Here is a 24,838-nt window from a genome sequence, read left to right on the forward strand (position 1 = left end):
CGGCCTCGGATGACGCGTGCCGCTAATCCGACCTACGCAAGCTTAACTTAGCGGCATTACCGCCAGGCCCGCGGCGTCGCCGTTTCACACCAACATTCACCACACACCATGAAAAAACTCGAAGGAAAAATCGCGCTGATCACCGGCGGCAGCGGCGGCATCGGCTTGGCCAGCGCCCGCCTATTCAAAGACCAGGGCGCCGAGATCGTCGGCGGCGGCATGAGTCGGTTGTAGGAGCGCGCCATGAGTGATCAATTTCCGGATCAAATCCAGACCAGGCTATGGCAGGAAGTCCCCTGCGCCGACGACCCGTTCAGCGCCGACACCTGCCGCGCCGGCGGCTATGACGTGTACGGCGACCTGCTTGGCAAGATCGGCTATATCGATTATTTGTACCTGCTGTTCAAGGGCGAACGCGCCAGCGCGCGGCAGGCGCGCACCCTGTCGCTGGTGGCCGTGGCGCTGGCCAATCCCGGCCCGCGCGACCAGTCGGTGCATGCCGCCATGGCCGCCGCCAGTAGCGGCAACCCGGCCGGTTCGACGCTGATGGCGGCCATCGCGGCCGGCGCCGGCTCGGGCGGCGGCGCGCGCGAAGTGCTGCTGGCAATGCAAGCCTGGCAGCTGTGCGGCACCGACCTCGGCGCCTGGTGCGCCCACCTTGCCAACCCGCCCGAGCCGCGCCCCAAGCTGTGGCCGCGCACGGGGCACGCACCCGGCTTTGCCGCGCATGGCGTCAGCTGCGCCAAACCGGTGCGGCAACTGCTGGACGCCTTGTGCGCCGACGCGCCGGGCGAACAATTGGCATGGCTGGGCGCCAACCGCGGCGCGCTCGAAGCGTCCACCGGCATCCCGCTGGCGCAGACCGGCGTCGTCGCCGCGGCCCTGACAGCCATCGGCCTGCGCCCGGAGGAAGGCGAAATGCTGACCCTGATGCTGCGCCTGCCCGGCGCCGCCGCCCACGCGCTGGAACAGGCCCAATTGGGCTTCCGGCATTTGCCCTTCTTCGAGCTGGCACTCGACAACGATCCCGCCCGCAAGGAGGCGCCATGAGCAAGAATCAGGTATTGGAACAATTCGAAGGCCCGCTGCCGACCAGCATGGGCCAGTGCTTCCCCAGCGAACGCACAGTGTTTCGCGGACTCGACCTGCATACGGCGTTCGCCGAGGCCGACTGGTTCGAGCTGTATATCTTCAGCGTTACCGGGCGCCGCCTCGCGCGCGCCGAGCTGAAGGTGCTGCAAAGCGTCTGGGTGTACACCAGCTACCCCGACGCGCGCCTGTGGTGCAATCGCGTCGCCGCCCTGGCCGGCAGCAGCCGCGGCACCGCCGGCCAGGCTCTCGGCGCCGGCATCGCCAGCTCGGAAGGGGCGATCTTCGGTCGCCAGACCGAAACCGGCTCGGCCGACTTCCTGGTGCGGGCACTGGCCGGCGTCAAGGCCGGCGAAGCGCTGGAACAGGTGGTGCGCGAGGAGCTGAAACGCAATAAACGCATCATGGGCTATGGCCGCCCGGTCGCCACACCTTACGTCGACGAACGCATTCCGGTCACGCTGACGATGATGGCGCGCGAAGGTGTTGCCATTGGTCCACACTTCCAGTTGGCGCTCGAGATCGAGGCCATGCTCGAAAAAGTGCTGGGACGGCGCCTGCCGATGACCTACGCCGCGGTGGCCGTCGCACTGCCGCTGGACATGGGTTTCTCGGAGCTGGAATGCAATTTGTACATGCAACCAGGCTTCCTCGCCGGCATGATTCCCTGCTACATCGAAGCGCTGGAACGGCCCTCCGGCGCCACCTTCGCATTGCGCTGCGACCGCATCGCTTACACAGGTGTTGCTCCACAAACATGGGAAGAGTAGCTTTCCAGCACCATTTGAGTACATAATATCCAGAAAATGCCACCCAACCCTTGCGGAAACTGAGTCAAGTCAGCGCCTGCGCACACCGGAAGCGTTGCCAATGAATGTATATGCCGGAAAAATCAAGTTGATCACCGTGGCGCTCGGCATGGCATTTGGCAGCGCCAGCGCCCAGAGCACCGATGAAGAAGAGTTGGCGATGTCGTACGGCGACGGCGCGCTCGTCAGCATTGCCACCGGCAGCGAACAGCCGCTGGCGCGGGTGCCGGCCGTGGCCTCGGTGATCACGGCCCAGGATATCGCGGCCATGGGCGCCACCGACCTCGACCAAGTCCTGGAAAGCGTGGCCGGCCTGCACGTGGCGCTCTGGTCGGCGCCGCTCAATCCGATCTACGCCTTCCGCGGCATCGTCAGCAGCTACAACACCCAGGTGCTGATGCTGGTCAACGGCGTGCCCATCACCTCTTCCTTCATCGGCAACCGCGGCCAGGCCTGGGGCGGCATGCCGCTTGAAAACGTCGCCCGCGTCGAAATCATCCGTGGCCCCGGTTCGGCCCTGTACGGCGCCGACGCGTTTTCCGGCGTCATCAACGTCATCACCAAGTCGGCGCGCGCCATCAACGGGCTCGAAGCGGGCGTGCGCGTTGGCAGTTTCCACAACCGCGACGCCTACGTCCAGTACGGCGGCGCCGTCGGCCCCGTGCAAACGGCGCTGTACCTGCGTGCCGGGCGCACCGACAGCCAGCACGGCGTCGTCGAAAAAGACGTGCAAAGCGGCCTCGACGCCCTGTTCGGCAGCCACGTCTCGAAGGCGCCCGGGCGCATCAACGCCGCGCGCGAGACGGCCGACGCGCGCCTCGAACTGGCTTACGACGAATGGCGCCTGCGCCTCTCCGCGCAGGACCGCAAGGTGGGCATCGGCGTCGGCCTGGCCGACGCGCTCGACCCTGAAGGCGTGGTGCCGGAAACGCGCGCCTACGCCGACCTCAGCTATACCAAGGACAACTGGCTGCCCAACTGGGATGTATTGGCCACGGCCGGCACCTACGACCTGCGCGAACGGGTCGCCAATCCCGGCCTGCGCTTGTTCCCGGCGGGCGCCTTCAACGGCGCCTACCCGAACGGGGTGATCGGCAACCCGGGCCACTCGGAACGCCATCATCACCTGAGCGCCACCGCCCTCTACACCGGCTGGAACGGCCACCGGGTGCGCGTCGGCGCCGGCTACCGGCTCGAAGACCTGCGCCGCACGACCGAATTCAAGAACTTCGATTTCGTCGTCGCGCCGGGCGTCGGGCCGTCGCTGGTACCGCTGCCGGGATTGGTCGATGCCGGCACCGATCCGAACCTGCTGTATATGCAGCCGCACAAGCGCAACCTGCGCTACGCCTTCGTCCAGGACGAATGGCGGCTGGCCAAGGACTGGACCCTGACGGCCGGCGTGCGCCACGACCGCTATTCCGATTTCGGCGGCACCACCAACCCGCGCCTGGCGCTGGTGTGGGACGCCAGCTACAACGTTATCGTCAAGGCGCTGCACGGGCGCGCCTTCCGCGCGCCGACGTTCATCGAACAATACTCGCGCAACAACCCGGTCAATGTGGGCAATCCGAACATCAAGCCCGAAACGATCGCCATGAACGAGCTGGCCTTCGCCTGGCAGCCGCTGACCGCGCTGCAGACCAACCTGAGTCTGTTTCGCTACCAGATGAGCGACATTATCGTCGCCACCACCAACCCGGACCCCAGCACCGGCAAGACCTACCAGAACTCGGGCGACCAGTCCGGCCGCGGCGTCGAGCTGGAGGCGAACTGGGATGCGGCGCGCACGCTGCGCGTTACCGGCCACTTTTCGCTGCAAAAATCGACCGACCAGGCCAGCGGCAAGGACGCCGGGCTGGCGCCGCAGCGGCGCCTGTTCGGCCGCGCCAGCTGGCAGCTGGCGTCCAACTGGCAACTGGGCGGCATCGTCAACCACGTGGCCGACCGCGCCCGCCAGCCGGGCGACAACCGGCCGCGCGTGGCCGACTACACCACGCTCGACCTGACCTTGCGCCACCAGAAGGCGTTCGGCAACTGGGACCTGCGCGCAACCGTGCTCAACGTGTTTAACCGCGACGCGCGCGAACCGAGTTTCGCGCCGGGCAATATCCACTTCGACATCCCGCTGCCGCGCCGCGCGCTCAACGTCGAACTGGCGTATCGGATGTAGGCGCGACAAACACGTCGCGCGCTCCAGCCCCGGCTTTTTGCCTTTGCTTGATTTTCAGCGCCGTCGGCACGCTCATTCAACGCCAGACAACCCTACTTCCCCCACCACGCCAGCCAGCAGTTGGGCGCTGCCGCAGGCCAGCGTCCAACCAAGCGCGCCGTGGCCGGTGTTGACGAACACGTTCGGCACAGAGGTCCGGCCGATGATCGGCGCGCCGCCCGGCGTGGCCGGCCGCAAGCCGGCCCAGGGCGCCACACCGGCCGCCGCGTCCCCGTCGTCCAGCGCCGGGAACAGGCGCCGCGCCTGCCGCGCCAGCGCCTGCCAGCGGCGCTGGTCCAGGCTCAGGTCGGCGCCGACGATGTCGACCCGCCCGGCCACGCGCAGGCGCGCGCCAAGGCGCGCGTAGACGATTTTATTGGCCAGGTCGGTAACGCTGACCGACGGCAGGCCGGCCGCCGGGTCGGCCGCGAACGTGACGCTGTAGCCCTTGAGCGGATAAATCGGCAGCGCAAAGCCCATCTGCGCGGCGCTCTTGACGCTGCCGACGCCGTTGGCCAGCACGAAGGCGTCGGCGCCGATATCGCCCGCCGGCGAGCGCAACGCCACTACCCTGCCGCCCGCCATGACGACGCCGTCGACGGCCGTGTCGAGCGCGAAGCGCACCGGATTCGCCTGCAGCGCCAGCGCCGCCGCCAACTGCTGGCAAAATTCCCCGCAATCGCCGACCTGCTCGGACGGCGTGTAGACGCCGCCCGACCAGCGCGCCCGCGAGGCCGCCAGCGCCGGCTCGATGTCGACGCAGCGCCCGGACGACAGCACCTGCTGCTCGCAACCCAGGCCGCGCTGCACCTCGACCTGGCGCCGCGCGGCCTCCAGCGCGGCCGCCGACGCCAGCATCACCAGCTTGCCGGCGCTGCGCAGGTCGAACTCCAGCTTCAGTTCACGCTGCAGCTCGGCCAGGCAGTCACGGCTAAAAAAGGCCAGCCGCAGCAGCTCGGCGGTGGTGCGCGCCGACGCGCCGGCGTTGCAGGCCATCAGGAAGCGCGCGATCCAGCGCCACTGCGCGGCGTCGAACGCCGGCCGCCAGCTCAGCGGCGAATCGCGGTGCAGCAGGTACTTCGGCAGGTTGCGCCATACCGAGGCGTCGGCCAGCGGCGCCACGTAGGAATAACTCAGCTGGGCGCCATTGGCCAGGCTGGCGCCCTGCCCGACCCGCGCGTGCGCGTCGACCACGCTCACCTCGTGGCCGCGGCGCGCCAGCGCATAGGCCGAAGTCAGACCGACAACGCCGGCCCCGAGCACGCATATTTTCATGATTGCCACCTCGATTCCATCCGTACTTCCCGGTACGCCCGCGCGGCCCGCACCAGCGCCGCGAAAAAATCGCCCTCGCAGGCGTTGGCCAGGCACTCGGGATGCCACTGCACACCGGCGCAAAAGGCCTGCCGGTCGACCTCGACCGCCTCGACCACGCCGTCGTCGGCCAGCGCCGTCATGGCCGGCATCGCGCTGCCGGCCATGACGTCCCGGTGGCGCAGGCTATTTACTCGGCAGCGCCCGACGCCCAGGATGCGCCGCGCAGGCGGCGGCCATCGACCAGGTTGACGGCGTGCGCCCCCAGCTTACACGGCGCGCTCTGTTTATGCTCGACGCGCGTGCCGACGTCCGCCGGACCGAGGCCGACGCCGGCGACCCGCGCCAGGCCACCACGGTTGCCCCAAAGCTGGTCGACACCAAGGTCAACGCCCCAGGGGACAGACCCTAATGCCGCAAAGTTAAGGATGGTCGGGTTAGCCGGAACGGCGTAACCCGACTGGCGTCGGCAGCGGCTCGACGCCGGATTACGCTGTCGCTCATCCGGCCTACGCAAGCCTAACTTAGCGGTATGAGGGTCAAACCCCGAGGATCCGGCTCCGCCGTTGGCGGGCGTCACGTAGAGCGCCGCTGTGGGTGCCCGTGCTGTCCATATTCATTGTTGTCCGTTGCAAAATGGGGGGTGTAAGCCGGAACCGCCGGAAATTCCGTCACCCAAACCAATCCAGAATCCAGACATGAACGTATCCGGGTCGATGAGCCTGCCGTTGCCCTGGAATTTGAGCGGTCGAACACGATAATGTTGCCACGCAGGCGAACAATTGGCGCTGCGTGAAGACGTTGGATACGCGCACCTTGGTATGGATCCCCGGATTAGTCGAGGACGGCCCTTTTCACGAATGAAGAGAGTTGTTCAAACCGCCTGCGGGCGTTATCGCACATACGTAATGGGGTATCCGGCTTATTGTGTTCATTCTTGGGCATATGTGTCCATCCTCCCCGAACAAGGAGCCAAATATGAAAACTACGACATCAGCACCCTCTGCACAAGCCCTGAATATGCAGTCCTGCATCGACGCTTGTTCATCGTGCCACCAAGTCTGCCTGCAAATGGCCATGAATCATTGCCTCGACAGCGGAGGAAAACACGTTGAGCCGGAACACTTTCGGCTCATGATTAACTGCGCTGATATCTGCCAGACTTCGGCCAATCTGCAGCTGAGCGGCTCCACCTTCAGTAGCCAGCTGTGCGAGTTGTGTGCCAACGTGTGCGAAGCATGCGCCGATAATTGCCGCACTCTGGACGGCATGGAAGACTGCGTTCGCGCCTGCCAAGCGTGCGCCGCCAGCTGCCGCAGCATGGCCACGATGAAGCACTGACCACTCGACGGACAAGGAGAATCGTATGATTTTGAAGAACAATAGGATCGGTCCGGTACTGGTCCCCTCACTAGCTCTCGCGCTGGCCACCGCCATGCCACTACCCGCGTTCGCACAGTCCGCTTCTGCCATGCCCACCCATAGCGCGATGGCGGCGCCATCGACGGACGTCGGGATGAAAATGCGGAAGTCAATGGATGATATGCATGAAAAGATGGGCCAGATGAAAATGTCCGGCGATGTCGATCATGATTTCGTAATGCTGATGAAATCACATCATCAGGGCGCCATTGAAATGGCTCAGATGGAGGTCGATTCTGGCAAAGATGCCGCTGCGATCAAGTCGGCGAAGAAGATTATTTCGGCGCAAAAGAAGGAGATCGCCGCGTTCGACGATTGGCTCAGCAAACATCCCATGAAGTAGCATACGGTGGGCGATGTCCGGGGCCGGGGTCGGACCTCGCGGGTACGACCCCGGGCAACGGGCCGGGGATTCCATGCAGCATTGCATTATTGTTTTAATGAAATGCAGCAGGACGGCACATTGAATGAAAATTTTCGCAACTACGGGACTCAATAAAATCGCTGAGCGGTGGCGCCCAGCGGTTTGCCTATCCGGGGTAGCCGGTGATGTCGGCGATGTCGCGGTACAGCGGTTGCAGGCGCGCGTACATTTTGGTGTAGACGCGGCGGTATAACTGGTCGTAGATTTTGCTGTGCCGCGGGTCCGGCTGGAACACCCGGCCCGGCCGCGTCATGCCCGCCACCGCCGCCGCGAAATCCGGGTACAGGCCGAGGCCGACGGCGGCGTCGATCGCCGCGCCCAGCGCCGAGCTTTCGTAGACGTGCGCGCGCGCCGCCGGCAGGCCGAAGATGTCGGCCGTCAGTTGCATCGCCGCGTCGCTTTGCGAGCCGCCGCCGGCGATGCGCAGCTCGGTGATGGCGATGCCGCTGCGCTTTTCGATGCGCTCCTTGCCTTCCCGCAGCGCGTACGCCAGGCCCTCCAGGATCGCCCGGTACAGGTGCGCACGCGTGTGCACGTCGCCGAAGCCGATGATGGCGCCCTTCGCCTCCGGCCCCGGCACCTTAATGCCGGGGCTCCAGTACGGTTGCAGCATCAAGCCCATCGAGCCGGGCGGCACCGCCTCCACCAGGCGGTCGAACAGGACCTCGGGCGCGCCGCCGTCGCTGGCCGCCGCGGCCCGCTCGCGGTCGCCGAACTGCTCCTTGAACCAGTTCACCATCCAATAGCCGCGGAAGATCTGCACCTCGGTGCTGTACGAGCCGGGAATCGCCGCCGCGTACGGTGGAATGTAGGGCGTCACCTCGATGTACTTTTTGTTGGTGGTGTTGATGGTGGCGGTGGTGCCATAGCTCAGGCAGGCGATGTGCGGCTCCAGGCAACCGGCGCCGATCACCTCGCAGGCCTTGTCGGCGGCGGCCGCCACCAGCGGCGTTCCTTGCGGGATGCCGGTGGCGGCCGCCGCCGCCGCGTCGATGGCGCCGATCACCGTGCCCGGCGCCACCAGCTCCGGCAGCATGTCGCGGCGGATCGCCAGCGCGCGCCATTTCCAGTCGCGCCGGCCGGCCCAGGCGTGGCGCTTGTAGTCGAACGGGATGTAGGCCACCTGCGAGCCGGTCGAGTCGACGAAGCGGCCGCACAGGCGGTAGTTCAGGAAGCCCGACAGCAGCAGGAATTTGTCGGTGCGCTGCCACAGCAGCGGCTGGTGCGCGGCGATCCAGTTGATTTCGGCCTCGCGCCGGAAGTAGTCGACGGTGCCCTCGACCCGCGCCAGCTTGAACGCCGCGCCCCACCAGCGGCCCATGGGCGGAACCTGTGCGGTGCTGCGCTGGTCGAGCCAGGTGATGGCCGGGCGCAGCGGCTTGCCCTGCTTGTCGAGGTTGATCACGGTGCCGCGCTGGGTCGTTACGGCGACGCCCTTGACGGCCGATTTCGGGATCGCCGTGGCGGCCCACAACTGCCGGCAGGCTTCGCACACCGCCTGCCAGTAGCCGTCCGCGTCGTGCTCGGCCCAACCCGGGTGGTCGGAAAAATACGGCTCCAGGTAGACCTGCGCCTTGGCCGCGATATTGCCCTGTAAATCGAACAGCAGCGCGCGCACGCTCTGGGTGCCGTTGTCGATGGAGAGCAGGTATTGTGCGCTCATGGCCTCAAGCTCCGGCGGTGGTGGTGGTGGTGGCGCGCGGCGCCGGCAGGCTGTAGTGGCTCTGCCACAACGCCAGGTAGGCCGCCTGCTCGGCGTCCCAGCGGGCGTCGTCCCAGCCCAGTTCCGGCTGGCAGATGGCGCGTACCCGCGCCAGGATCTCCAGCCCGCCGCCGCGCAGTTGCAGGCCGACGCGGCTGCGCCGCAGCAGCAGGTCCTCCAGCCGCTGCACCGCCTCGGCGCGCGCGGCCCAGCGCAGCTGCGCCCACAGCGTCTCGGTGCCGGGGATGGTGGCGAGTTCACCCGGGCCGGCCGCGTCCAGCAGGGACTGCGCGTGCGGGCCGTAGCGACCCAGCAGGCGGCCCTCTTGTTCGACAGACAGGCGCCGGCCGGTTAAGGCTGGCGCCGCCTGGAAAATCGGTCGTGCTTGCAAGCTGTCGCGCCAGCCGGGCAGCAGCGGCGCGGCGCGTTTCAGGGCGTCCAGGGCGATCACGCGGAAGGTGGTCAGCTTGCCGCCGGTGACGGTCAGCAGGCCGTTTTCCAGCCACAGCGCGTGTTCGCGGCCCTCCTTCGACGGGTCGGCTTGGCCGCTGTCGATCACCGGGCGCACGCCGGCGTAGGTGGCGAGGACGTCGGCCTCGGTCAAATCCAGTTGCGGGAACTGCTGGCGCAGCGCCAGCATCAGGTAGTCCAGCTCGGCGCGCGTGATGGCCGCCTCCAGCTTCATGTCGGCGCCGTGGTCGACGTCGGTGGTGCCGACCAGCGTCACGCCCTCCCACGGAAAGGCGAACACCGGACGGCCGTCGCGCGGGTGCATCAGGCTGATGGCCTGCGCCAGCGGCAGGCGCCAAGCCGGCAGCACCAGATGGCTGCCGCGCAGCGGCCGCAGCTTCGGCGCGGCGCCGCCCTGCCCGCGCAGGCCGTCGGCCCAGGCGCCGGTGGCGCTGATCACCAGCTTGGCGCGCACCTCGTGGCTGGCGCCGCCAACGCCGTCCCGCAGCAGCGCGCCGCGCACCTGGCCGTCAGTGCGCAGCAGCGACTGCACCGCCATGTAGTTGACGGCCACGCCGCCGTGCCGCTGCGCCTCTTGCAGCACGCGCAGCACCAGGCGCGCGTCGTCGGTCTTGGCGTCGCTGTAGCACATGCCGCCGCTCAGCCCGGCGCGCGCCACGTTCGGCGCCAGCATGCAGAACTCGTCGGCCGTGTAGTAGTGGCGCGCGCGCTGGCCGGCCATGAAATCGTAGAGCGCCAGGCCGACCAGGAACAGGCGCCGGCCCGGTTTGCGGCCAACGTAGTCGCCGAAGGCGAAGCCCTGCGGCTCGACCAGCCCGGCCGCCTCGCGCAGCAGGTGCTGGCGCTCGCGCACCGACTCGCGCGTCATGCCGAACTTGCCCTCCTTCAGATAGCGCAGGCCGCCGTGCACCAGCTTCGACGAGCGGCTCGAGGTGCCCCAGGCGAAGTCGCGCTGCTCGACCAGCAGCGCCTTCAGGCCGCGCCGCGCCGCTTCCAGCAGGATGCCGGCGCCGGTGATGCCGCCGCCGACGATGACCACGTCCCAGTCGCGCCCGAACAGCTCGGGCAGGCCGTCGCGCCAACCGGCGCGCCAGTGGCCGCTCACTTCGCGCACTCCGCGTCGAGCAGCAGCTTGCCCGGGTTCATGATCGCCTGCGGGTCGAAGTGCTGGAACAGCGCGCGCATCGCGCTCATGCCGAGCGCGCCTTTTTCCGCCGCCAGGTAGGGCGCGTGGTCGGTGCCGACGCCGTGCTGGTGGCTGATGGTGCCGCCATGCTCGACGATGGCCGCGCTGACGCCGCCCTTCAACAGGCGCCAGCGCGCCATGTCTTCCTCGTAATTGCCGGCCAGCCGGTAGACGAAGGTGGTGTAGACGCTGGCGCCCTGCGCGTACAGGTGCGACAGATGGGTATAAGCGTGCACCCGCTCACCCTGCGCGCCCAACGCGTCTCGGGCCGCCTGCTCGAGCGCGTGCATCATGCCGGCCACGCGCGGCCAGTCGACCGCCGTCTCCACCGTGTCGATCACGTAGCCGTGTTGCCACGCCGCGTTGCGCAGGTAGACGTTGCGGTAGCGGTTCTGCTTCCATTTGGCGCCCATGGCCTTGCCGACGTGGACGCCGCCGTGGCCGCGGGTGAGCGCCAGCGCGCTCTTGAGCGCGACGGCGGCGCTGGCCTTCTGGCCGCTGACGCCGAGCATCAGCATGCACTTGTCGTCCTTGCAGCCGCGCCAGGACAGATAGGTTTGCAGCGCGCCGATCAGCTTTTTATGCCCGGCCAGGGTCAACATGGTCAGCGTCTCCAACTGGTTCGACAGCCGCAGCATCGACAGCGGCAGCTTGGCCTGGGCCACTTCGCGCACGGCTTTTTCGGCCGCCTCCCAGTTGGGGAAGAACACCGCGTGGAAGGCCTCGTATTCGGGCAGCCTGGTAACGCGCACGGTGGCCTCGGTCAACACGCCGAGGCGGCCCTCGGAACCGAGGACCATTTCGCGCAGGTCGGTGCCGGCGGCCGAGGCGGGAAAGGTCGGGATGCTCAGCGTGCCGGCCGGGGTTTCCACGCTGCCGCCAGCGAACACCTGTTCAATGCGACCGTAGCGCAGCGACTGCTGGCCGGACGAGCGCGTGGCGATCCAGCCGCCCAGCGTCGAGTATTCAAACGACTGCGGAAAATGGCCCAGCGTGTAGCCGTGCGCGCGCAGCTGCGCCTCCAGGTCGGGGCCGAAGACGCCGGCGCCGAAGGTGGCCAGCTGCGCCTGCTTGTCGAAGGCGCTCATGCGGCACAGCCGCGTCAGGTTCATCGACAGCGCCGGGCGCGCGCCCTCGGCCACGGTCAGGTGGCCGGCCACGCTGGTGCCGCCGCCATGCGGAATCACGGCCACGCCGTGGCGCTCGGCGTAGGCCAGCAGCTCGCGCACCTGTTCGGCGCTGTCGGGGAAGGCGACGCCGTCGGGCACCGCGCCGACCCTGCCGTACCTCAGCTTGAACCAGTCGGGCAGGCTTTGGCCGAGCGCGTTGCGCAGGCGCAGCGCCGGGTCGGCGTCGATCAGGCGGTGCGGCGCCAGCCGCGACGGGCCGATGGCCGCGCAAGCCTGCGCCAGCGAGGCGTCGCCGATGGCGGCGCCGGCGCCGACGCGCGCGCCCAGGAATGCCAGCGCGTCGTCGTTCAGCGCAAACTCGATGGCGTCGTCGCCCCAGCCGTTCCAGCGTCTCATGTCTTCCCTCGTTGTGGAGCGGCGGCGCGCCTTGCTATACTTGACATTCAAAATGCGCCGCACCGCGAATGGCACAAGAGTAAATGACAACCCCTTTCCAGTATTGTGTATTTATGACAAACGCATTGTTCGATCATGCCAAGCGCGCGGCCTGACGCCGCCCCGGCGCCAGAGCGGCGCGTGGCCGGCTCGTATTTGCAGCCGCTGCTGGAGGCCGCCGCCGCGCGCGGCGTCGACGCCGCCGCGCTGGCGCGCGCGGCCGGCCTGGCCGAGCGCGCGCTGCGCCCGCTGCCCGAGGCGCTGGCGGCCGACGATTACGTACGCCTGCTCGACCTCGGCGCCGCCATGAGCGGCGACCCGCACTTCGGCCTGCACGTGGGCGAGCGCGTCAAGCTGGGCACCTACAGCGTCTACGGCCTGATCTTGCTGAGCTGCCGCGACTTCGGCCAAGCCTTCGAACAAACCGTGCGCTACGAACAACTGGCGCACGACCTCGGCCGCTCGGCGCTGCGGGTCGACGGCGGCGTCGCCCGCTACGCCTGGCACAGCCACTACCCGCCCGGCCGGCGCCACCTGGTCGACAGCGTTTTCGCCGGCATCCGCGTGTTCGGCAATTGGCTGGCCGGCGCCACGCTGGCGCCGGCCGACATCGCCTTCACGCACGCCGGCGGCGCCGGCCTGGAGGCCGAGTATGTGCGCGTGCTGGGCGCGCTGCCGCGCTTCGGCGCCGACGCCAACGTCGCCAGCTTCGACGCCCGGATGCTGGCCTGGCCGGTGCCGAACGCCGACGTCAGCCTGTACCCGGTGCTGCAACGGCACGCCGAGCAGTTGATGAGCAAGCGCGCCCAGGCCGGCGGCGGCATCCAGGCGCTGGTGCACGCGGCCGTCATGCTCAACCTGACCCAGGGCCAGGTGCGGCTGGCGTCGATTGCGCAGCAGTTGAACCTGTCGCCGCGCACCCTGCAACGCAAGCTCAGCGAGGCCGGCGCCACCTTCCAGCAAGTGCTCGACCAGGCCCGCTTTGCGCTGGCCAAGGATTGCCTGCGCCAGCCGGGCCCGAGCTTGGCGGACATCGCCTTCCTGCTCGGCTACCAGGAGCAAAGCGCCTTCCACCACGCGTTCAAGGAATGGGCCGGCGTCAACCCGGGCGCTTACCGCGAACAGTGCCGCGGCGCCGGCCTGGCCAGCGAAATGTAAGCGGATGTTAGTCAAACCGGCGCTTTGGCCCGCCCCGCCATACCTGCTTACATTTAGGTTTACCGTACTGGGCTTTCTAGATGTACGATGTTGAAGACATACAGAACAAGGAGAAAACATGAAACCAACCCGTACCAGCATCGTCAGCGTCTCGCTGCTGCTCGCCCTGATCGCCCTCGCCACGCTGACCGGCTGCGCCACCAACGGCTATCAACCGCAGCAATCCGGCTACTACGAGCAACCGCAGCAATCCGGTTACTACGAGCCGCCGGCGCAACAGCGGCAGCCGATGCAGCAGAGCCAGGAGCGCTATGGCGCGATCGATTCGATCCAGGTGCTTCGCGGTAACGGCGGCAACGGCGGCACCAGCGGCGCCGGCGCCGTCGTCGGCGGCATCGCCGGCGCCGTTCTGGGCAACCAGGTCGGCGGCGGCAGCGGCCGCAAGGCGGCCACCGTGCTCGGCGCCATCGGCGGCGCGATGGTCGGCAACAACGTCGAACAAAACCGCAGCGCCGCGACGCCGGACACCTACCGCCTCCACGTGCGCCTTGAAAACGGCGACGGCGTCACCGTCGTGCAAGAAAGCCTCGACGGCCTGCGCATGGGCAGCCGGGTGCGCGTCGTCAACGGCCGCGCCTACGCTTATTAAGAGCCATTAGCCGGAACCGCTTACACGGCGTGGGTAAGCCGACAACGTTGGCCTGGAGCAGGGTCTCGCTTCAGCCAACATTGTCGGCTGACGCGTCCCGCCATTCCGCCCTGCGACACGCTCACTCAACGCCTTTGCTTTTGATTTATATAACTGTTTAGACAGTTTAACAACCCGCCCAATCGCCACAAGCCAGTGCGCATGCGGCTCTCCGCCCGCCCCCCGTCCCGCCCCCGCTTTTGCGCCCGCTTTACGCCGCCGCAAGCCCCCCCGCAAGCCCCATGCCGGAGTGTGCGAATAAGCCGCACTATTCAATCAAAACAACTGATTTTGCTGGTTTATTGATTGATCTCAACTATAATTATTTCACGCAACAGTTGTCCACGACGCATCAATGCCCAGTGCAACGATGGCGCTCCGCATCGCCGGTATGGTACTCACCTCACTGGATTTTCTCGGCCCCAACAGTCTTAGTTGAAAGGAAAACGAGAGCATGTTTTCATCCCTTCGTACCCGGCTCATCGCCATCTGCATTTCCATCGTCGTCTTCGCCATGCTGGCCATGACGGTCACGAATTTCTTCACCACCCGCAGCCGCACCGTCGAGTCGCTCGACGCGCAGATGCAGCAGCTGTCGCAGGTGCACTCGACCGGCATCGCCGAATGGGTGCGCAGCAAGGGCATGATCGTCAGCTCGCTGAAGGCGGCCGCCGACCTGCCCGAGCCGCTGCCGTTCATCGCCGCGGCCAAAGTCGCCGGCGCTTTCGACGACGCCTACATCGGCTACCCCGACAAGAAAATGCTGGCGCTGCACGAGATGCCGCCGAACTACGATCCGACCCAGCGGCCCTGGTACATCAAGGCCAACCAGGTCGGCGGGCCTATCCTCACCGCGCCCTACGTTGACGCCACCACCGGCAAGCTGGTGGTCACCTTCGCCGAGCCGTTCGGCCCGAAAGGCAACGCCACCGCGGTCGGCGGCGTCGACGTCATGATCGACACCGTGGTGCGCAACGTCGTCGCCATCAAGCCGACGCCGAGCAGCTTCTCGTTCCTGGTCGACAGCACCGGCGCCATCATCGCCCACCCGGACCAGAAACTGACGCTCAAGCCGGTCACCGATTTCGACGCCGCGCTGACGATCGCCAAACTGACGCAGATCGAAGCGGAGAAAGCGGCCGCGCCGGTCAGCCTGCAAGGCCGCGACGGCCTGCTGCACGTGGCCAAAGTGGCCGGCACCGACTGGTTCCTGGTGATCGTTCTCGACAAGGCCGAGGCGACCCAGGCGCTGACCGCGATGCTGTGGAACTCGGCCATGATGGCGCTACTGCTGACGCTGGGCGCCGGCTTCCTGCTGACGCTGCTGGTGGCCAAAGCGCTGCAGCGCCTGGCGCTGATCCGCGACGCGCTGGAAGACATCGCCTCCGGCGAGGGCGACCTGACCAAACGACTGGACGCCAACGGCAGCGACGAACTGGCGCAGATCGCCAGCGCCTTCAACCGTTTCGTCGACAAGATCGCCCACGTGCTGCTCGACATCCGCAGCACCAGCGACGCCGTCAAGGTGTCCTCGGCCGAAATCGCCGCCGGCAACGCCGACCTGTCGGCGCGTACCGAATCGCAGGCCAGCTCGCTGGAAGAGACCTCCAGCTCGATGGAAGAACTGACCTCGACCGTGCGGCAGAACGCCGACAACGCCAAGCAGGCCAACCAACTGGCGCTGTCGGCGTCCAGCGTGGCCAGCAAGGGCGGCTCGGTGGTGTCGCAGGTGGTTGAAACGATGGGCTCGATCAAGGAAAGCTCGAACCGCATCGCCGACATTATCGGCGTCATCGACGGCATCGCCTTCCAAACCAACATCCTGGCGCTGAACGCCGCCGTCGAAGCGGCGCGCGCCGGCGAACAGGGCCGCGGTTTCGCCGTCGTGGCCTCGGAAGTGCGCAACCTGGCGCAGCGCTCCGCCGCCGCCGCCAAGGAAATCAAATCGCTGATCGTCGACTCCGGCGAGAAGGTCGACGCCGGCGGCAAGCTGGTTGACGAAGCCGGCCACACCATGGGCGAGATCGTGCAATCGATCCAGCGCGTGGCCGACATCATGAGCGACATCACCGCCGCCACCCAGGAGCAGAGCGCCGGCATCGAGGAAGTCAACACCGCCATTACCCACATGGACGAAATGACGCAGCAGAACTCGGCGCTGGTGGAGGAATCGGCGGCCGCCGCCGAAAGCCTGAAGGACATGGCGGTGCGCCTGACCCAGGCGGTGGGCGGCTTCAAGCTGGCCGCCCACGGCGACCCGGCGCCGATGGCGCGCAGCAGCGCGGCGGCGCCCCGTCCGGCCGCCCCGGCGGCGCCGGCGCGCGTCGCAAGCCACGCCCCGGCCGTCCGCAAGACCGCCCCGGCGCCACGCAAAGCCCCGGCGGCTGCGGCCGGCGACGACTGGGAAGAGTTTTAAGCTTCAGCGCGGCGCGCAACAAAAAGGACACTTCGGTGTCCTTTTTTTCACCTGGCTTTGCGCGTCCGCGCGCGCCCCGAAGATCAGTAGCTGCTCAAGGCCTTGGCGAACTTGATCAGCCAAAGCCGCCCCGGACGCTCGCGGTCGTCGCCGCGCGCGACCCGGATCGCGTTGGCGGCGTTGCAGCCGACCACGGTGCTGGTGACGATCACACCGTCGGCGCCGACCGTGCACTTGGTGACGTCGGCGCCGGCGACCTCGACGCCGGCGGCGTCGTACACCCGGGTCTTCATGCCGAAGTCGTTGTCGTTCGACAGCGCCAGCGTGGCGCCGTCGACCAGGGTCAAGCCCTCGGCCTTCTCGGCCATCCAGCCCAGCGCGTTCAAGTCCAGCAGCACGGTCTTCTTCAACGGTTTCACGGCGGCCCAGCTGGCGCCGTTCACGGCCACGCCGCCCATGCTGCTCTTCTCCAGGTCCGAAGTGGCGGCGTTGAAAGCGGCGCCGGAAATGTCGGTCGCCTCGCCCAACTCCACCAGCATCAGCCTGTTAAACACCTTGCCGGACGGCGCCGCGCCCTGCTCGATGACGACGAATTTGCCGCCACCCAGCGCGACCATGTCGCCCAGCTTGGCGTTGCCGGTGCGGCCGTCCTGGTAGTCGGCGCCGTCGAGCGGGTAGGCGTACATCTTGCTGGTGCTGCCGCTCAGCGGATCGAATTCAATCCAGCGCGTGAAGCGGGCGAAGCGTTCTATCAGCTCGCTCGACTTGGTCGGCGCGTACTGCGCCTTGCCGTCGCTTAGCGGGCTTTGCAGGAAGGCGTGCAGCTTGTCGGTGCCGGTGTCGAGCGCCATGCCCTCGACGCCGCGGTTGGCGCGGCGCTTGGCGAAGATCGCCGGTAAGCCTTTGCCCGGCTCGTACTTCGCCTGGATCACGCCGCTGGCCGGGTCGAGCTTGACGATGAAGGGACCGTATTCGTCCGACAGCCACAGCACATTGCGCTTCTTGTCGAACACGATGGCTTCCGGGTCGATGCCGCCGGCGTTGTAGACCGCCTTGCCGGCGGCGTCGAACTGCATCTTGTCGAATACCGGGACTTCTGCCGAATTGCCGACCGCGCCGGGCGGCACCGGCAGGCCCGACGCCTTGACCGCCGCCGAGACCCTGATCGGCGTGCTGGAGGCCAGCACCGCACCTTTTTTACCCAGTGTGATGACGCCGAACGACGGCGCGAAGCTCGGCGACGGGAAGAGTTTGCTGCCGCTACCGCCCTTGCCGCTCGGGTCGGGCAGGTTCGGGCCGTCGCCGTTCGGGCCGCGGTCGGTCAGGCCGTAGAACTCCAGGTCGCCGTTCGGCGCCGTGCCCTTGAACGCCAGGCCGGAGCCGTAGGACGGCAGGAAGCCGAGCGGGAACGCCTCTTTGACCTTGGCGTTGGCGCCCTCGTACGGCACGTAGAAGGCGCTGGCCGCCTGCACCTGGTAGCGCGTCACCGTGACGCTGACGCTGCCCAGCGCGCCGCTCTGCAGCGCCGTCTCGGCGACCGGCGCGCCGGCCTGCGAGGCCAGCGTGTCCTCGAAGTGTTCGCGCGCCAGCGCGCGGCGCTCGTCGTTGATGCCGCGTCCGGCGTACTTGCCGCCCAAGGCCGCCATGTGCGCGCCCAGCAGGGTATGGAAGCTGGCCGGCGCGGCGCCGAAGTCCAGGCTTTTACCCGCCAGTCCGGCCTTCACGTCGGCGCCGATCCTGATGCCGTTGGCCGGGTCGCCGTCCTCGTCGAGCAGTTGCAGCGCCAGCAGGCGATTCACCACCTTGTCGCTCTTGACGTCGCCGCCGCCGGCCAGGTCGAGCGGGGTCAGGACGGCGCCGCATGCCGCGCTGCCGAGCGCCAGGCCGGCGACGCTGAAGGCGACCTTGTCGCCCGGCACGCAGGCGAATTCGCCCTTGGCGTTGGTGCTGGCGGCGGCCGCGGCGCCGGCGGCGTACTCCAGCCCTTCGACGGCGCTGTCGAGAAAGACCCCGGTCATGCTGGCCGGCGCTGGCGGCGGCTGCGTCGCGTCGCCGCCGCAGGCGCTCAGCGCCAGCCCGGCGGCGAACGTGGTCAGGGTCAAAGTGGTGTGCAGCTTCATGCGGGCGTCCTCGTTGATGCTTCGATGATCAGAAGCGTCAACGATACACGGCGCGCGTGACCGCCGCGTGACAACGGCTGCGGCGCCCCGCCCTAGGCGCCGAAGCGGCCGTCGGCCTGGCGCCGGAATTCCTTCGGCGTAACGCCCTTCACTTGCAGGAAGCGCCGGTTGAAGTTGGCAACGTTGTGGAAACCGACGTCGTAGCAGACGTTGGTGACGTACTGGTCGGTGTTCATCAGCAGCTGGCAGGCTTTGTTGATGCGGATGCGGCTGACGAAGTCGGTGAAGCTGTTGCCGGTGGTTTTGCGGAAGAAGCGCGAGAACTTGCTCAGCGACATGCCGAGCTGCTCGGCCAGCGCCTCGGCCGAAATCGGCTCGCGGTAGTTTTCGGTGATGTAGCTGAGCACGGCGTTGACCTTGGCCAGCGTGGCGTCGTCGTCGTAGGAGCGCATCGTCGCGCTCGACAGCAAGCGGTAGTTGCCGCTGCGCGCCAATTGGCACATGAACTGCACGAAGTGGCCGAAGCGCTCGGCCCCGGCGCTGCCGCGGATGCGCAGGAAGTGCTGCTCGGCCTGGGCGCCGATGTCGAGGAATTCAATGCCGTAGGTCGAGCGCTCCAGCAACGGCAGCAGTTCGCGCAGCTCCGGAACCAGTTTGGCGGCCTGCTCCAGCGGGTCGTGGGCGAATTGCAGGATCATGTCGCGCAGTACCACGCCCTCCTCCGGCACGCTGCTCGAAATCCAGTTGTGCGGCAGCCGCGGCCCGGTCAGCACCAGGTGGCCGGGCGAAAATTCGCCGATGTAATCGCCGACGAACAGCTTGCCGCTGGTCGAGACGATCAAGTGCAGCTCGTATTCGTCGTGGCAGTGCCAGCGCACGCGCGGACTCGGGTAGCCGTGTTCGAGGTAGTTGATGATGCCGTCGTAGTTCTCGCGTTCGATTTCCGGCGACTTCGGTGCGCAGCGGTGCGCTTCCAGGCTGCGTGTCCGCGGCAAAATGTCCATGCTGTCATCCCCGTTTTCGTGTGGCGTGCTGCCAGTGCGCCGGTGCGCCACCGGCCAAGCCATCCGTAGGTCGGATTAGCGTAGCGTAATCCGACATGCCGGCGTCACGCTAACGGGCGACGGAGCGGTATCATCCACTGTGGCCCAGTTTGCCCGAAATAGCGAGTTCTTCGACCCGTTTCCGTCGTCGCTGATGCTTTTTTGCAGCACTTTGACAATTTACTCCTTTTCCGGCGTTATTTTTAATACCTCCAAGCCAGCTTCCTATACTTTTTTGCAGGCGCCGATACGCTCGCCTATCATCCGCTCCAGCAGCGCCGAATCGACGCAGAAGCCGCGGATGCCCTCGGCCAGCTTTTCGCTGGCCATGGCGTCGTCGTTGAGCATCAGGCGGAAGGCCGACTCGTTCAACGCCAGCCGGGTCTGCGCCGGCACCGCGTCCGCCGCGCCCAGGCGGCGCGCCAGCGGCGCCTCGCTGGCGGCCAGTTGCGCCAGCAGCTCCGGGCTGATGGTCAGCAGGTCGCACCCGGCCAGCTCGGCGATCTGCGCGGTGCCGCGGAAGCTCGCGCCCATCACCTCGGTGCGGTGGCCGAACTGCCGGTAGTACGCGTGGATGCGCCGCACCGACTGCACGCCGGGGTCGTCGGCGCCGCTGCCAACCACCCCGCCGGCCTTCTTGTGCCAGTCGAGGATGCGGCCGACGAAGGGCGAGATCAGGCGCGCGCCGGCGTCGGCGCAGCAGGCCGCCTGCGCCAGCGAAAACAGCAGCGTCATGTTGCAGTGGATGCCCTCGCGCTCCAGCACGCGCGCCGCCTCGATGCCCTCCCAGGTCGAGGCGATCTTGATCAGCACGCGCTCGCGCGCCACCCCGGCCGCCTGGTACAGCGCGATCAGCGCGCGCCCGCGCGCCACCGTCGTCGCCGTGTCGAAAGACAGGCGGGCGTCGGTTTCGGTCGAGACCCGGCCCGGCACCAGTTTCAGGATCTCCAGCCCGAAGGCCACCAGCAGCCGGTCGGCGACCGCGTCGACGCCTTCGCCGCCGTGGTCGCGCACGGCCCGCTCCAGCAGCGGCCGGTATTCATCCATCCGCACCGCCTTCAGGATCAGCGAGGGGTTGGTGGTGGCGTCCCGCGGCGCGAACGCCTTGATGCTTTGGAAGTCGCCGGTGTCGGCGACCACGGTGCTGTACTGCTTCAGTTGTTCAAGTTGGTTCATGGTTTATTCGCAGGGTTGCTCGATCAGGGCGCGCACGGCGGCGCAGACGGCCTCGACGGTCAGGCCGAAATGCAGGTACAGGGCGGCGGCCGGGCCGGATTCGCCGAAGGTGTCGATACCCACCACGGCGCCGCGCAGGCCGACGTATTTGCGCCAGTAGTCGCCCAGGCCGGCTTCGACGGCGACGCGCGGCGTGCGCCGCGGCAGCACGGCGTCGCGGTAGGCGGCGTCCTGGCGGTCGAAGTTGTACGGCGACGGCATCGACACCAGCCGCACGTGGACACCTTCCAGCGCCAGCGCGCGCCGCGCCCGCATCGCCAGCTCGACCTCGGAGCCGGTGGCGATCAGCACCGCCGCCAGCGCGCCGCCCTCGGCCGCCAGCACGTAGGCGCCGCGGCGGATGTCGGCCAGTTGCTGCGCGCTCTTCGGCAAATACGGCAGGGTCTGGCGGCAGAACACCAGGCAGCTCGGCGTGCCGCGGTGCTGCAGCGCCACCTGCCACGCCACCAGCGCCTCGGCCGTGTCGGCCGGGCGCCACACGTCCATGTTCGGGATCATGCGCAGCGTCGCGGTCTGCTCCACCGGCTGGTGGGTCGGGCCGTCCTCGCCCAGGCCGATGGAATCGTGGGTGAACACGAAAATCGGATTGATGCGCATCAGCGCCGCCATCCGCAGCGCGTTGCGAGCGTACTCCGAGAACATCAGGAAGGTGCCGCCGAACGGGCGCAGGCCGCCGTACAGCGCCAGCCCGTTGATGATGGCGGCCATGCCGAACTCGCGCACGCCATAGTAGATGTAGTTGCCGCCGCCGGCCGCCGAGACCGCGCGCGCGGCCGGCCACAGCGTCAGGTTGGAGCTGGCCAGGTCGGCCGAGCCGCCCACCAGCTCGGGCAGTTGCGCGGCCATGAGGCCGATGGCGTTCTGGCTGGCCTTGCGGGTGGCGATGGTTTCGGCTTTCGCGTCCAAGGCCGCCAGCGCGGCGGCCAGTTGCGGCGCGAAGTCGGCCGGCAGCTCGCCGGCGCGGCGGCGCAGGAACTCGGCCGCCAGATGCGGGTGCGCCCTCCGGTAGCCGGCGAAGCTGGCCTCCCAGTCGCGCTCCAGCGCGGCGCCGCGCTCGCGCCCGTCCCAGGCCGCGTAAATCTCGGCCGGAATCTCGAACGGCGCGTGCGGCCAGCCCAGCGCGGCGCGCGCCGCCGCCACCTCGGCGGCGCCCAGCGGCGCGCCATGCGACTCGTGGCTGCCCTGCTTGTGCGGCGCGCCCTTGCCGATCACGGTTTTACAGCAGATCAGGGTCGGCCGCCCCTGGTCGACGCGCGCGGCGTCGATGGCGGCGCCCAGCGCCGCGTGGTCGTGGCCGTCGACGTCGCGCAACACGCGCCAACCGTAGGCTTCAAAGCGGCGCGGCGTGTCGTCGGTGAACCAGCCGCCGACCTCGCCGTCGATCGAGATGCCGTTATCGTCGTAGAACACGACCAGCTTGCCCAGCCCCAGCGTGCCGGCCAGCGAACAGGCCTCGTGCGAAATGCCCTCCATCAGGCAGCCGTCGCCGACGAAGGCGTAGGTGTGGTGGTCGACCAGCTCGAAGCCGGGCCGGTTGAATTCGGCGCCCATCATTTTTTCCGCCAGCGCCAGGCCGACCGCGTTGGCCAAGCCTTGCCCGAGCGGGCCGGTGGTGGTTTCCACGCCCGGCGTGTAGCCGTATTCCGGGTGGCCGGGGGTTTTGCTGTGCAACTGGCGGAACTGCTTCAGGTCGTCTATCGTCAGCGCGTAGCCGCTCAGGTGCAGCAGCGCGTACAGCAGCATCGAACCATGGCCGTTGGACAGCACGAAGCGGTCGCGGTTGGCCCATTGCGGATTGGCGGGATTGTGGCGCAGGCGGCGCTGCCACAGCGCCAGCGCGATGTCGGCCATACCCATCGGCATGCCGGGGTGGCCGGAATTGGCTTGCTGTACCGCGTCCATCGCCAGCGCGCGGATGGCGTTGGCAAGGTCTTGTTGCTTGGGCATGGCGGTCTCTTTCGCGCGGAAGGGGGCGGCGCGCAAAACCGCGCCGTGGCCCTATCTTGCGGCAAGCGCGCGCTTGAAACCACGTCAAAAAAGACCCAAAACCGATACTATTCCGCGCCCGGTGAACTGCTTTTCGTAGGTCGGGTTAGCGCGCAACGCGCGCTTAACCCGACAATGTTGGCTTGGCGGGACAATAGGACGCGTGCGTGGCGGCGCATTGTCGAAAGGCTGGCTGCTGAAATCGCAGGAAAACATAACACCTCACGATCTGCGGTTTGACCGGCGCGGAGCGACGTAATAATCGCAAACAGGCGGTGGCCAAATCCGCTAACAACTTACGGTCGGGATGCTTTCGCCAGTTCGGAGATCGACCCCGATCCAGCATCGGTAGTCCTTTCCATTCCCATCCGGGCTGTAGGTGCACTGGACCCCTCCCTTGCGGCGATCCCGGTCGCCCTTGTCTTGGCTACACGCTGGATGGAGATCCGGGCCAATTGAATCGAATATCTCTTTCGCAGGCAGGCCTTCAATCGCCATAGCCAGCTTGCGGTCGGCCGCCGTTGGTGCTTCACGCCCCGCCAATTGCTGGCCGGAGAAGATCGCGTACTTTGCATGAAACGGTTTCCACGCACCGGACGACTCAGCGCCATAGGCCAACGAGAGCAGCGCGGACGCCCCAACAACCAACCCTATCAGCATTCGCATATCAACCTCTCAGCGCCATGTGGAAATGATCATCATGGTGAATCATCTTGGTGACGAACGGGATGTCGGGTCCATTGAAGTAGACCTTGATGACTGGGGCATAAATGCAGTGCCCTGACCGTCGGCGCGCATGAATTCGAGCTTTGCCTTCGGGATGGTGCGGCCCATCGAACATGCTTGCATCAGGACCGGCGAGGACATGTCCGCGAGCTTGGTGAACGAAAGGGTCCGGTGCTCGCACCGCTCGGTCGTGTCAGTGGGCCAATTAAGGCTTGTTGACGGCAGGGGCGGTCGGCTGGGTGACAACAGGGGCAGGTGGTTCAGCGGCCACTGGTGCATTGAACAGCCTTTCCATGTTGGCGTTAAATTTCGCCAACGCTTGAAAGCCGCCAAAAACCGCTCCAATGACAAAGATGGTCAGAATGTTGACGCCTAAATTTCCGACGACGTCGCCCGCCCAAGCACCTAGGCCCTTTTTGCTCTTCAGTTCGGCGAGCACAGCCGACACATTCTGGTTTAGAACGCTTTCCCGTATCTCGTCTTCGAAGTCCTGCACCCGTTTGGCCACTCCAGCGTTGAGGAACGCCTCAGCGAGCTGCTCTGCCTGTGCACGATACGTCTCGATCTTCGCAGGCAGGCAGGTCTGCGTGTGGAAGACTTTCAGTTCATCGGGTGTGGGGACACGCGCATGGGTGGAAAAGGTGGCTTCAATGAAAGCAATCTTGTCCCGTTTGTATAGAACATAGGCAATCGCTCCGACGGCATCGTCGGGATCTTTCACCAGTTCCTTGTAGATCCAGTTATAAGGTGAAGCCGACGACGGCGCTCCGTCAGATGAAGGAGCGCCGGGTACAACAGGTACCGGAGCGCTTGGCGCAGGGGGGACCGGTTGCGCTATCAATTACGTTCCATTTACCAAGCGGCGCGCTTCGGCGAAAGCACGATTAATCTCGTCGCGGCTGAAGCGCGACTGGCGGAGAAGTCGGGTTGCGGCCGGCGACAGACCGACTGGCACCTTGTCCTTGCGGGCAATGAGGTCGTTGTTTGCCTGGCGCACGTCATCGCACGTGAAACGCTTCAAGACTTGCTTCATATTTCACCCCATCATTGAGTCACTTGATATCATTGTACCCGAACTGACTTACGGCCTTGTACCCGATGCTGATCTCGACTGCGCATGGGCGGGGACGCCCATGCCGCATATGTGAAAGTGCTTCAATCGCTTGCAAAACAGTAATATTTTGCGCTCCCGGCAGCCGCAGGTATTGTTTCAAGCCAATGAGATACAAGTCGGCGCGGCTGAATGCAGGTCTATTTGCAGTTATCTCCGG

General features: G+C 66.9%; 20 protein-coding genes and 2 pseudogenes. 9 read left to right on the forward strand and 13 right to left on the reverse strand.

What is annotated here, in order from left to right; translation table 11 throughout:
* Nucleotides 1-108: 108 nt before the first annotated feature.
* From JANGC3_RS0111005 to JANGC3_RS34080, 4 genes and pseudogenes are all read left to right on the forward strand, one after another.
* A pseudogene (locus JANGC3_RS0111005) lies at nt 109-210 on the forward strand (short-chain dehydrogenase); the annotation flags it as partial.
* 33 nt (nt 211-243) lie between these two features.
* Nucleotides 244-1,050 carry a hypothetical protein gene (locus JANGC3_RS0111010; protein WP_017876542.1) on the forward strand — a complete coding sequence of 269 codons (807 nt, stop codon included), beginning with the start codon at nt 244-246 and terminating at the stop codon, nt 1,048-1,050.
* On the forward strand, nt 1,047-1,859 hold the full coding sequence (locus tag JANGC3_RS0111015) for a citrate/2-methylcitrate synthase (RefSeq protein ID WP_017876543.1): 813 nt from the start codon (nt 1,047-1,049) through the stop codon (nt 1,857-1,859). Before JANGC3_RS0111010 ends, JANGC3_RS0111015 begins: the two co-directional genes overlap by 4 nt.
* Nucleotides 1,860-1,959: 100 nt before the next feature.
* Nucleotides 1,960-4,071, forward strand: a complete 2,112-nt coding sequence (locus JANGC3_RS34080) for a TonB-dependent receptor plug domain-containing protein (protein ID WP_081611822.1) — start codon at nt 1,960-1,962, stop codon at nt 4,069-4,071.
* Between the two features lie 72 nt (nt 4,072-4,143).
* Here JANGC3_RS34080 and JANGC3_RS0111025 read toward each other — a convergent pair whose 3' ends face one another.
* Nucleotides 4,144-5,385 carry a D-amino acid dehydrogenase gene (locus JANGC3_RS0111025; protein ID WP_017876545.1) on the reverse strand — a complete coding sequence of 414 codons (1,242 nt, stop codon included), beginning with the start codon at nt 5,383-5,385 and terminating at the stop codon, nt 4,144-4,146.
* Nucleotides 5,382-5,642 (reverse strand): gamma-glutamyl-gamma-aminobutyrate hydrolase family protein, encoded by a 261-nt coding sequence (locus tag JANGC3_RS30785; protein WP_081611823.1) that lies wholly within the window; start codon nt 5,640-5,642, stop codon nt 5,382-5,384. The genes JANGC3_RS0111025 and JANGC3_RS30785 overlap by 4 nt, the downstream gene beginning before the upstream one ends.
* A 760-nt stretch (nt 5,643-6,402) precedes the next feature.
* On the opposite strand from JANGC3_RS30785, the gene JANGC3_RS0111040 reads away from it, so the two are divergent.
* Nucleotides 6,403-6,765: a four-helix bundle copper-binding protein gene (locus JANGC3_RS0111040; RefSeq protein WP_051068374.1), complete on the forward strand. Its 363-nt coding sequence runs from the start codon at nt 6,403-6,405 to the stop codon at nt 6,763-6,765.
* Nucleotides 6,766-6,790: 25 nt separating this feature from the next.
* The gene (locus JANGC3_RS0111045; protein WP_017876549.1) at nt 6,791-7,189 is read left to right on the forward strand and encodes a DUF305 domain-containing protein; all 399 of its coding nucleotides are present in this window, start codon (nt 6,791-6,793) and stop codon (nt 7,187-7,189) included.
* A 187-nt stretch (nt 7,190-7,376) separates the two neighbouring features.
* Here JANGC3_RS0111045 and JANGC3_RS0111050 read toward each other — a convergent pair whose 3' ends face one another.
* Genes JANGC3_RS0111050 through JANGC3_RS0111060 form a run of 3 tightly spaced genes read right to left on the reverse strand, consistent with a single transcriptional unit; the run spans nt 7,377 to nt 12,155 of the window.
* Nucleotides 7,377-8,933, reverse strand: a complete 1,557-nt coding sequence (locus JANGC3_RS0111050) for an FGGY-family carbohydrate kinase (RefSeq protein ID WP_017876550.1) — start codon at nt 8,931-8,933, stop codon at nt 7,377-7,379.
* Nucleotides 8,934-8,937: 4 nt separating this feature from the next.
* Nucleotides 8,938-10,548 (reverse strand): glycerol-3-phosphate dehydrogenase/oxidase, encoded by a 1,611-nt coding sequence (locus JANGC3_RS0111055; RefSeq protein ID WP_051068375.1) that lies wholly within the window; start codon nt 10,546-10,548, stop codon nt 8,938-8,940.
* Nucleotides 10,545-12,155 (reverse strand): FAD-binding oxidoreductase, encoded by a 1,611-nt coding sequence (locus tag JANGC3_RS0111060; RefSeq protein WP_026132848.1) that lies wholly within the window; start codon nt 12,153-12,155, stop codon nt 10,545-10,547. The genes JANGC3_RS0111055 and JANGC3_RS0111060 overlap by 4 nt, the downstream gene beginning before the upstream one ends.
* 135 nt (nt 12,156-12,290) lie before the next feature.
* Here JANGC3_RS0111060 and JANGC3_RS0111065 point away from each other — a divergent pair, with 135 nt between their 5' ends.
* The 3 genes from JANGC3_RS0111065 (at nt 12,291) to JANGC3_RS0111075 (ending at nt 16,456) form a co-directional block, all read left to right on the forward strand.
* Nucleotides 12,291-13,352, forward strand: a complete 1,062-nt coding sequence (locus tag JANGC3_RS0111065; protein ID WP_017876553.1) for an AraC family transcriptional regulator — start codon at nt 12,291-12,293, stop codon at nt 13,350-13,352.
* A gap of 118 nt (nt 13,353-13,470) precedes the next feature.
* Entirely contained in the window at nt 13,471-14,001 is a 531-nt protein-coding gene (locus JANGC3_RS0111070) for a glycine zipper 2TM domain-containing protein (RefSeq protein WP_017876554.1), read from the forward strand.
* Between the two features lie 493 nt (nt 14,002-14,494).
* Nucleotides 14,495-16,456 (forward strand): methyl-accepting chemotaxis protein, encoded by a 1,962-nt coding sequence (locus JANGC3_RS0111075; RefSeq protein ID WP_026132849.1) that lies wholly within the window; start codon nt 14,495-14,497, stop codon nt 16,454-16,456.
* An 83-nt stretch (nt 16,457-16,539) separates the two neighbouring features.
* Here the strand turns inward: JANGC3_RS0111075 and JANGC3_RS0111080 are convergent, their stop codons facing one another.
* The 8 genes and pseudogenes from JANGC3_RS0111080 to JANGC3_RS0111110 all read right to left on the reverse strand — a co-directional run bounded on the left by JANGC3_RS0111080 (nt 16,540) and on the right by JANGC3_RS0111110 (nt 24,600).
* Nucleotides 16,540-18,576 (reverse strand): esterase-like activity of phytase family protein, encoded by a 2,037-nt coding sequence (locus tag JANGC3_RS0111080; RefSeq protein ID WP_017876557.1) that lies wholly within the window; start codon nt 18,574-18,576, stop codon nt 16,540-16,542.
* A gap of 92 nt (nt 18,577-18,668) precedes the next feature.
* A complete protein-coding gene (locus JANGC3_RS0111085) occupies nt 18,669-19,580 on the reverse strand; it encodes a helix-turn-helix domain-containing protein (RefSeq protein WP_035787624.1) in 912 nt (303 codons plus the stop codon).
* Nucleotides 19,581-19,844: 264 nt separating this feature from the next.
* Nucleotides 19,845-20,795, reverse strand: coding sequence for a transaldolase (gene tal / locus JANGC3_RS0111090; protein ID WP_017876559.1), 951 nt, complete (start codon nt 20,793-20,795; stop codon nt 19,845-19,847).
* 3 nt (nt 20,796-20,798) lie between these two features.
* Nucleotides 20,799-22,802, reverse strand: coding sequence for a transketolase (gene tkt / locus JANGC3_RS0111095; protein WP_017876560.1), 2,004 nt, complete (start codon nt 22,800-22,802; stop codon nt 20,799-20,801).
* A 327-nt stretch (nt 22,803-23,129) separates the two neighbouring features.
* Entirely contained in the window at nt 23,130-23,501 is a 372-nt protein-coding gene (locus JANGC3_RS0111100) for a hypothetical protein (protein WP_017876561.1), read from the reverse strand.
* 117 nt (nt 23,502-23,618) lie between these two features.
* Nucleotides 23,619-23,759: pseudogene (locus tag JANGC3_RS33690) on the reverse strand (type VI secretion system tube protein Hcp); the annotation flags it as partial.
* A 13-nt stretch (nt 23,760-23,772) separates the two neighbouring features.
* Nucleotides 23,773-24,288 carry a hypothetical protein gene (locus JANGC3_RS32585; protein WP_017876562.1) on the reverse strand — a complete coding sequence of 172 codons (516 nt, stop codon included), beginning with the start codon at nt 24,286-24,288 and terminating at the stop codon, nt 23,773-23,775.
* Between the two features lie 120 nt (nt 24,289-24,408).
* Nucleotides 24,409-24,600, reverse strand: coding sequence for a hypothetical protein (locus tag JANGC3_RS0111110; protein WP_017876563.1), 192 nt, complete (start codon nt 24,598-24,600; stop codon nt 24,409-24,411).
* Nucleotides 24,601-24,838: the final 238 nt, after the last annotated feature.

This window comes from Janthinobacterium sp. CG3 (genome assembly GCF_000344615.1).
Taxonomy (GTDB): domain Bacteria; phylum Pseudomonadota; class Gammaproteobacteria; order Burkholderiales; family Burkholderiaceae_D; genus Janthinobacterium.

Coding starts and splice junctions, on each gene's coding strand:
- JANGC3_RS34080 (WP_081611822.1), top strand. CDS start 1,960: ATGAATGTATATGCCGGAAAAATCAAGTTGATCACCGTGGCGCTCGGC.
- tkt (WP_017876560.1), bottom strand. CDS start 22,802: ATGCCCAAGCAACAAGACCTTGCCAACGCCATCCGCGCGCTGGCGATG.
- JANGC3_RS0111040 (WP_051068374.1), top strand. CDS start 6,403: ATGAAAACTACGACATCAGCACCCTCTGCACAAGCCCTGAATATGCAG.
- JANGC3_RS0111110 (WP_017876563.1), bottom strand. CDS start 24,600: ATGAAGCAAGTCTTGAAGCGTTTCACGTGCGATGACGTGCGCCAGGCA.
- JANGC3_RS0111065 (WP_017876553.1), top strand. CDS start 12,291: ATGCCAAGCGCGCGGCCTGACGCCGCCCCGGCGCCAGAGCGGCGCGTG.
- JANGC3_RS0111085 (WP_035787624.1), bottom strand. CDS start 19,580: ATGGACATTTTGCCGCGGACACGCAGCCTGGAAGCGCACCGCTGCGCA.
- JANGC3_RS0111060 (WP_026132848.1), bottom strand. CDS start 12,155: ATGAGACGCTGGAACGGCTGGGGCGACGACGCCATCGAGTTTGCGCTG.
- JANGC3_RS0111045 (WP_017876549.1), top strand. CDS start 6,791: ATGATTTTGAAGAACAATAGGATCGGTCCGGTACTGGTCCCCTCACTA.
- JANGC3_RS0111080 (WP_017876557.1), bottom strand. CDS start 18,576: ATGAAGCTGCACACCACTTTGACCCTGACCACGTTCGCCGCCGGGCTG.
- JANGC3_RS0111025 (WP_017876545.1), bottom strand. CDS start 5,385: ATGAAAATATGCGTGCTCGGGGCCGGCGTTGTCGGTCTGACTTCGGCC.
- JANGC3_RS0111050 (WP_017876550.1), bottom strand. CDS start 8,933: ATGAGCGCACAATACCTGCTCTCCATCGACAACGGCACCCAGAGCGTG.
- JANGC3_RS0111070 (WP_017876554.1), top strand. CDS start 13,471: ATGAAACCAACCCGTACCAGCATCGTCAGCGTCTCGCTGCTGCTCGCC.
- JANGC3_RS0111100 (WP_017876561.1), bottom strand. CDS start 23,501: ATGCTGATAGGGTTGGTTGTTGGGGCGTCCGCGCTGCTCTCGTTGGCC.
- JANGC3_RS0111015 (WP_017876543.1), top strand. CDS start 1,047: ATGAGCAAGAATCAGGTATTGGAACAATTCGAAGGCCCGCTGCCGACC.
- JANGC3_RS0111010 (WP_017876542.1), top strand. CDS start 244: ATGAGTGATCAATTTCCGGATCAAATCCAGACCAGGCTATGGCAGGAA.
- tal (WP_017876559.1), bottom strand. CDS start 20,795: ATGAACCAACTTGAACAACTGAAGCAGTACAGCACCGTGGTCGCCGAC.
- JANGC3_RS0111075 (WP_026132849.1), top strand. CDS start 14,495: ATGTTTTCATCCCTTCGTACCCGGCTCATCGCCATCTGCATTTCCATC.